This window comes from Methylobacterium sp. WL19 (assembly GCF_008040005.1).
Classification (GTDB): domain Bacteria; phylum Pseudomonadota; class Alphaproteobacteria; order Rhizobiales; family Beijerinckiaceae; genus Methylobacterium; species Methylobacterium bullatum.
The window spans coordinates 24,074-30,101 of the sequence record NZ_VRVC01000059.1 but is presented as its reverse complement, the minus strand read 5'-3'; the positions used below and the strand labels follow the sequence as shown (position 1 = coordinate 30,101).

Annotated in this window: 7 protein-coding genes; 2 read left to right on the top strand and 5 right to left on the bottom strand. The window is 70.7% G+C overall.

Translation table 11 applies throughout. The annotated features are described in order from the left end of the window. Positions 1-868 (bottom strand): lytic transglycosylase domain-containing protein (locus tag FV220_RS13310; protein ID WP_147831909.1); only part of this gene is annotated, 868 nt, incomplete at its 3' end. A gap of 116 nt (positions 869-984) precedes the next feature. Next, a complete protein-coding gene (locus tag FV220_RS13305) occupies positions 985-2,154 on the bottom strand; it encodes an MFS transporter (RefSeq protein WP_056149598.1) in 1,170 nt (389 codons plus the stop codon). Between the two features lie 99 nt (positions 2,155-2,253). Between FV220_RS13305 and FV220_RS13300 the strand changes: the two genes are divergently transcribed. Together FV220_RS13300 and FV220_RS13295 are read left to right on the top strand one after the other, a co-directional pair. Continuing rightward, positions 2,254-3,171, top strand: a complete 918-nt coding sequence (locus FV220_RS13300) for a LysR family transcriptional regulator (RefSeq protein WP_056149600.1) — start codon at positions 2,254-2,256, stop codon at positions 3,169-3,171. A gap of 49 nt (positions 3,172-3,220) precedes the next feature. Next, the gene (locus FV220_RS13295; protein ID WP_147831907.1) at positions 3,221-3,886 is read left to right on the top strand and encodes an aldolase/citrate lyase family protein; all 666 of its coding nucleotides are present in this window, start codon (positions 3,221-3,223) and stop codon (positions 3,884-3,886) included. 33 nt (positions 3,887-3,919) lie between these two features. On the opposite strand, the gene FV220_RS13290 is transcribed toward FV220_RS13295, so the two are convergent. From FV220_RS13290 to FV220_RS13280, 3 genes are all read right to left on the bottom strand, one after another. Continuing rightward, positions 3,920-4,378, bottom strand: coding sequence for a hypothetical protein (locus FV220_RS13290; RefSeq protein WP_147831905.1), 459 nt, complete (start codon positions 4,376-4,378; stop codon positions 3,920-3,922). A gap of 181 nt (positions 4,379-4,559) precedes the next feature. Then, positions 4,560-5,171, bottom strand: a complete 612-nt coding sequence (locus FV220_RS13285) for a flavin reductase family protein (protein ID WP_018043645.1) — start codon at positions 5,169-5,171, stop codon at positions 4,560-4,562. Positions 5,172-5,179: 8 nt separating this feature from the next. Next, positions 5,180-5,767: a nitroreductase gene (locus FV220_RS13280; RefSeq protein WP_056149608.1), complete on the bottom strand. Its 588-nt coding sequence runs from the start codon at positions 5,765-5,767 to the stop codon at positions 5,180-5,182. Positions 5,768-6,028: the final 261 nt, after the last annotated feature.

Sequence of the window (6,028 nt, the reverse complement as noted above, 5' to 3'; positions counted from 1 at the left end):
ACGCGGCCCTGCCCTGCCACAGGCGGGCGACCCCCTCGGACATCGCGCCCTGGCGCTTGTCGGTCTGGAACAGCGCCCGCAATCCGCCGCCGTCGATGGCCGCATAGGCAGAGACGGGATCGGCGGTGGAGGCCGGCTCGATGGCGGCGCCCGCCAGGGCCGTGGGGGCGGGCCGCGAGGCGGATTGGCTGGCGGACAGGAGGGCGTAGAGTTCGGCGGCGCCCCGAGGCCGGCCGGTCTTGTCGTAGAACAGGCTCCGGTTGGCGGCGGCCGCCTCCGGCATGTCGAGGGCGGCGGCGCGGGCCGGACTCGCCTGAGCGGTGCCGATCAGGGTCGCCGCCCCGCGCGCACCAAGGACATGGGCGGCGTAGAGATCGCCGCTGGTGGGCTCGCGCCCGAGGGCGGCGGTGAGCGCTTCGCCGTTGCGCTGGGTCAGGGCGCCCGCCATGGTGGCGGCCACCGCCGGGTCACGGCGCAGATCCAGGATGGTCTGGCGGGCCGAGGCGTCCTGCACCGTGTAGGTGCCGTCGGGTCTGGCGGTGATGGCGTCGGCATAGGCCGAGAGGCCGAGCTTGGGTCCCGCATTCTTCATCGTCCCGAGCCAGGTCTGCTCGATGAACTGGAACAGCCCGGTGGCCGAGGAGGTGGCGGCCTTGGCCGAGGGGTCGAGGGAGGATTCGCGCTTGGCCGTGGCGAGAAGGTAGTCGAACTCGGTGCCGGTGCTGCGCGCGCCGCTGCGGATCGCATCGACCACGCCCGCCGAAGCCGATCCGGCGGGCGTCCCCGTGGTCGCCCCGTTCCGCGTGCCCGCGTCCCGGCCGAGGCCGGTCTCGCGAGTGCTGGCGGGGGGCGTGGTGAAGAGGAACATGGCCGTCCGGCTGCAGGCGGACCTGACGATGTCGGCCTGAGTCTCAACCTGTTCCGATCATGGTAAACAAAGATTAAAGGAAGCGCCGTCCGCGCCGTCCCGAACCTGCATAAGTTTCAGGACGCGACAGGTTCCGCCGCCCCGCGCCGCCCCCGGCGCAGGGCCACCAGCATCGCAAGGCCCGCAGCGGCCATGGCGGCACCGGCGAGGGGAACGGCCGGGTAGCCGAGACCCGCATCGATCACGCCTCCGCCGACGGCGGCACCGATGGCATTGCCGAGGTTGAACGCACCGATATTCATGGCCGAGGCGAGGTTGGGCGCCCCTTGCGCCTGCTCCATCACCCGCATCTGCAGCGGCGGCACCAGAGCGAAACTGGCGACGCCCCAAAGGAAGATCAGGATGGCGGCCGGCACCTCCCAGCGCACGCCCCAGGCGAAGAGGGCCAGCACCATCACGAGTCCGCCCAGCGAGGCGAAGAGCGTGCCGTCCACCGAGCGGTCGGCGAAGCGCCCGCCGGCCCAGTTGCCCACGGTGAGGCCGATTCCGTAGAGCACCAGCATCGCCGTCACGAACGGCGTCGCGGCCCCGGTCTCGATCCGCAGGATCGGCACGATGTAGGTGAACACCGTGAACATCGCGCTCGACCCGAGCACGGTCAGGGCGAGGGCGGCGAGCACCGGCCCCCGCATGAGGACGCGGAGTTCGGCCCGCATGTCGCCACCGGCCTCGGCCTCGAGGGGCGGAAGGGCCAGGCGCAGCGACAGCATGGCCACGGCCCCCACCGCGGCGATGCCCCAGAAAGCCGCACGCCAGCCGAGCATCTCCCCGATCCAGGCCGCCAGCGGCACGCCGCCGATGGTGGCGATGGTGAGCCCGGAGAACATCGCGGCGACGGCGGCGGCGCGGCGCTCGGGCGGCACGATACCCGCCGCCACCACCGCCCCGACCCCGAAGAACGCGCCATGGTTCAGGGAGGTGACGAGGCGGGCGACGACCAGCATCGCGTAGCTGTCGGCCATCGCCGAGAGGAGGTTGCCAAGGGTGAAGATGCCCATCAATCCGACGAGCAGGCGGCGGCGCGGCATCCGGGCGAAGGCCAGCGTCATCAGCGGCGCGCCGAGGAGCACGCCCATCGCGTAGGCGCTGACGACGAGGCCCGCCGCCGGGATCGAGACCTGGAGGTCGTTGGCGATCAGGGGCAGCATGCCCATCGGCGTGAACTCGGTGACGCCGATGCCGAAGGCACCGGCCGAGAGCGCCAGCAGGGGAAGGTTGAGTCTCATGATGAGTGCTTTCCGTCTGTTCCAGACCAGCACATGGCGGATACCGCCTCTCCCAGGTAGTATCGGGCTGGGACCAACATCCGTGCGCCGGAGGCATCAATGCTGCGCGACAGGGTCGACCGGGCGGGTGACATGGCCCTCTTCCTCGCCGTGGCCCAGGAAGGCAGCCTGTCGGCGGCGGCGCGCCGGTTCGGCCTGACGCCCTCGGCCGTGAGCCGGGTGGTGGCACGCATCGAATCCCGGCTCGGCGTCCGGCTCCTCGTGCGTACCACGCGCTCCCTGCACCTCACCGCCGAGGGCGAGACCTATGCCCGGGCGGCGCGGCGGATCCTCGCCGATCTCGACGAGACCGAAGCGCAGATCGCCGACCAGGGCTGCCCGCGCGGCCGGGTCCGCGTCAGCGCTTCGATGGCCCATGGCAGGCGTGTGGTAGTTCCCCTCATCGGCGATTTCGTCGCGCGCCATCCGGGGATCGTGGTGGAGATCGATCTCAGCGACGAGGTCGCGGACGTGATCGGCGGGCGGGCCGATCTCGCGATCCGGTTCGGGCCGCTGGCCGACAGCCCGCTCACCGCCCGGCGCCTCGGCGAGACCGGCCGGATGGTCGTGGCCTCGCCCGCCTATCTCGCCCGCGCCGGCACGCCAGGGATCCCGGCGGATCTGGGCAGCCACAACTGCCTCGACTTCAACTTCCGCCGGATCGAGCCGGGCTGGCCGTTCCGCGAGGACGGGCGCGACCACCTCCTGGCGGTGCGCGGCAACATCGCGGCGAATAACGGTGAGACCCTGGTGCAACTCGCCCTGCAGGGCATCGGCATCACCCGCGTCGGCACCTTCCATATTGCGGAGGATCTCGCAGCGGGCCGCCTCATGCCGCTTCTGGAGGCGTACAATCCCCAGGACCGGGAGGCGATCCATGCGGTGTTCGTCGGCGGCCCGGCCATGCCCGCCCGCATCCGGGTGCTGGTGGATTTCCTCGCCGAGCGCATGGGCCGCGGCCAGGGACCGGTTCCATGACGGTGCTCGGCGATCGGGCGTCCCGCACCAACCCCTCGGAGAGGCCGTCATGCGCGCATTCCTGATCGTCCCCGGCGACGCACGAACCGTCGCGGCGGCGATGGCGAGCGACGCGCATGCGCTGATCGTGGACGTGACGGGCCTCGCGTCGCCGGCTTTCTTCCCCGAGCGCCGACAGGGCGCGCCACTGTTCTACCTGCGCTCGCACGACCTGGAACGCGACCTCCCGGCGATGATGGCCGCGGCACCGCACGGAATCGTCCTGCCCCGTTGCGAGGGCGCCCGCGACGTCATGCGCCTCGGCGCGCGCCTCGCCGTCGAGGAGGCGATGCAGGGGCTGACCGATGGGGCGACGCAGATCCTCGCCTTCATCGAAACGGCAAGGGGCGCGCTGGCCCTGCACACCCTCGCGGATGCGGGGGAACGCCTCGTCGGCATCGCCTGGGACGCCGCGGCCATGAAGGCCGAAGTCGGAGCGCCCACCGCCCGCGATCGCGCGGGCGGGCTGAGCTCGCCTCTCGCCCAGGTCCGCGCCCTGGTTCGCCTCACCGCCGCGGCGGCGAGGGTCACGGCGATCGATACGCCATGCCTGCCCGGGGGCGACCTCGCCGGTGAGGTCGAGTCGGCACGGAATGACGGGTTCGAGGCGAAGCTCGTCCTCGAACCGGATCAGGCAGGATTCGTCAGGGAATTCAGCGGACGATGCCAGGGATGAAGCGCTTCAGCGTGAATGCGCTTCGGAGACGACCTATTCGGCGTCCTCGCCATCCTCGACCGCCGACACGGCCCGAGCATCCGGCCCGCGCTGGGCCTCGGGCGAGACGGCGTCGTGGCTGACGGGGGTCGCCGTCGTGGTGGGGGTGGAACGCGGTGTCGTATCCGCCAGCATCATCGAGGCGGTCACCGAGATCAGGCCGGCGAGCGAGCGGAGATCGTCGGACTGGCGCACGTCGCGTGAGACCAGCGCGGCCTCGCGCTGGAGACGCAGGTTACAGGCCTTGGTCGGCAGCCCGCCATCCGGCGTGCAGGCGTCGTGCCGGGCGCAGGCCGCGTCGAGGGCATCGATGGGCGGGAGTGGGGCATTGTTGCCGGGCCCGCAGTAATTGCCATGGATCAGCATGGTCGGCGGGCGGTTCGTCGCTTGTGCCAGGGCGGGAGTCGCAAGACCGGCGGCGATGAGGAGCGGTACAGTGAACTTGACGATCATACGATGCAGACCTCTGCGAGCGCCCCCTCAGGCGGTTCGCGGAAATGAGCTGCCCCACGGCGGCTCGGCCCATTAAGCATTCGGCCCCGGCCTTGGTTCCCTTTTTGGCACGAAGCACTCCCCGGCCGCCCTTGTCCATGGCTGAGCTTGCACCTCTTGCGGGATAGAGGCTGAGACGAGGCTACTGACCCGCTCCGGGAGGGCGCTTCAACTCGAAACGTGCCTCGTCGGTGACGCTGAAATAGTCGAAATAGCCACCGCGCAGGAGCGGGTGCATCGCGCCGGTATCGACCCGGCCATCCTTGACGAAGGCATCGTCGACATAGATCGACACGACCTGGCCGATCACCAGGAAGTGACTGGCCTCGCTGCCGTCGAGAGGTGTCAGGGGCACGGTCTGGAGCCACCGGCATTCCAGGGCGGCGGGGGATTCGGCGACCCGTGGCGGACGCACCTTGCGCGAGGGCACCGGCGTCAGACCGGCCGCGACGAACTCGCTGTCGCCCCGGGCGAGGGGGGCCGAGGTGGCGTTCATGGCGTCGCGCAGCCCGTAGGTGGCGAAGTTGCAGACGAACTCCCCGCCCTCCTCCGCGAAGGTCATCGCGTCCTTTCGGCCGAAGGACGAGAACATCACCATGTCGGGGCCGGTGGCGACGGCGTTGAAGTAGGAATAGGGGGAGAGGTTGACGTGGCCCTGCTTGTTCATCGCGCTGATCCAGCCGATGGGCCGGGGCGCCACCAGGGCCTTCAGCGGGTTGTGCGGCAGGGTGCGGTTCTCGGAATCGTAATGCATGGCGCCGCTCAGACTCGTGTGACGATGTCGGACAGGACGGGTCTCGGGCGGTCGCTCGGGACCTCGCGGGCGCGGCCGACATGGATGAAGCCGGCCAGTTTCTCGCGCGGGTCGAGGCCCAGCGCGTCGAGGATGCGACGGTCGTAGGCGAACCACTCGGTCAGCCAGGCGGTGGAAAAGCCCGCCGCATTGGCCGCGACGACGAGGTTCATGCAGACGGCGCCCGCCGACAGCACCTGCTCCCATTCCGGGATCTTGACGTGGGGGGCGGCGCTGGAGACGACGGCGACCACCAGGGGGGCGTGGGCGAGGCGGTGGCGCTCCAGGTCGAGGCGCTTGGCATCGGCCTCGGGATGATCCGCCGCGTAGGCCTCCGCGATGGTGTCGCCCACGCGCAGGCGGGCCTCACCCTCGATCACCAGGAAGCGCCAGGGGCTGAGCTTGCCATGGTCGGGCACGCGCGCGGCGACGGTGAGGATCGCATCGAGCTCTCCGGCGCTCGGACCCGGCCCGTCGAGATTGACCGGCGGAACGGAGCGGCGGACGCGCAGGAGGTCGATTGTGTCGTTCCGCGGCATGTCGGATATGGTGTCCATGGAACCTGTTCGGCGCGAATGAGGGACGTGGGGGCACCGCCGGGCGGCCGGTGCGAGGCGAGGCGGGCCGCTTCGGCGATCGATAAGAGGCGTCGGCCTTGGAGCCGCCACGGTCCGGATCCAAAGCGGGATGTCGCATTCGGCAAAGGAACGGCCGACAAGCGAAAACATGCCGTGCGGCCCGCAGCTTGGCAATCGCCGCCATGCATGGCGGACCCGTGCGGGGTGGACCCGTGCGGGGCGGACCCGTAAAGGAGACAG

What these genes read in the sequence shown, in the direction of transcription:
- FV220_RS13300 (WP_056149600.1), top strand. Translation starts at nt 2,254, where the DNA reads ATGCTGCGCGACAGGGTCGACCGGGCGGGTGACATGGCCCTCTTCCTC.
- FV220_RS13305 (WP_056149598.1), bottom strand. Translation starts at nt 2,154, where the DNA reads ATGAGACTCAACCTTCCCCTGCTGGCGCTCTCGGCCGGTGCCTTCGGC.
- FV220_RS13290 (WP_147831905.1), bottom strand. Translation starts at nt 4,378, where the DNA reads ATGATCGTCAAGTTCACTGTACCGCTCCTCATCGCCGCCGGTCTTGCG.
- FV220_RS13280 (WP_056149608.1), bottom strand. Translation starts at nt 5,767, where the DNA reads ATGGACACCATATCCGACATGCCGCGGAACGACACAATCGACCTCCTG.
- FV220_RS13285 (WP_018043645.1), bottom strand. Translation starts at nt 5,171, where the DNA reads ATGCATTACGATTCCGAGAACCGCACCCTGCCGCACAACCCGCTGAAG.
- FV220_RS13295 (WP_147831907.1), top strand. Translation starts at nt 3,221, where the DNA reads ATGCGCGCATTCCTGATCGTCCCCGGCGACGCACGAACCGTCGCGGCG.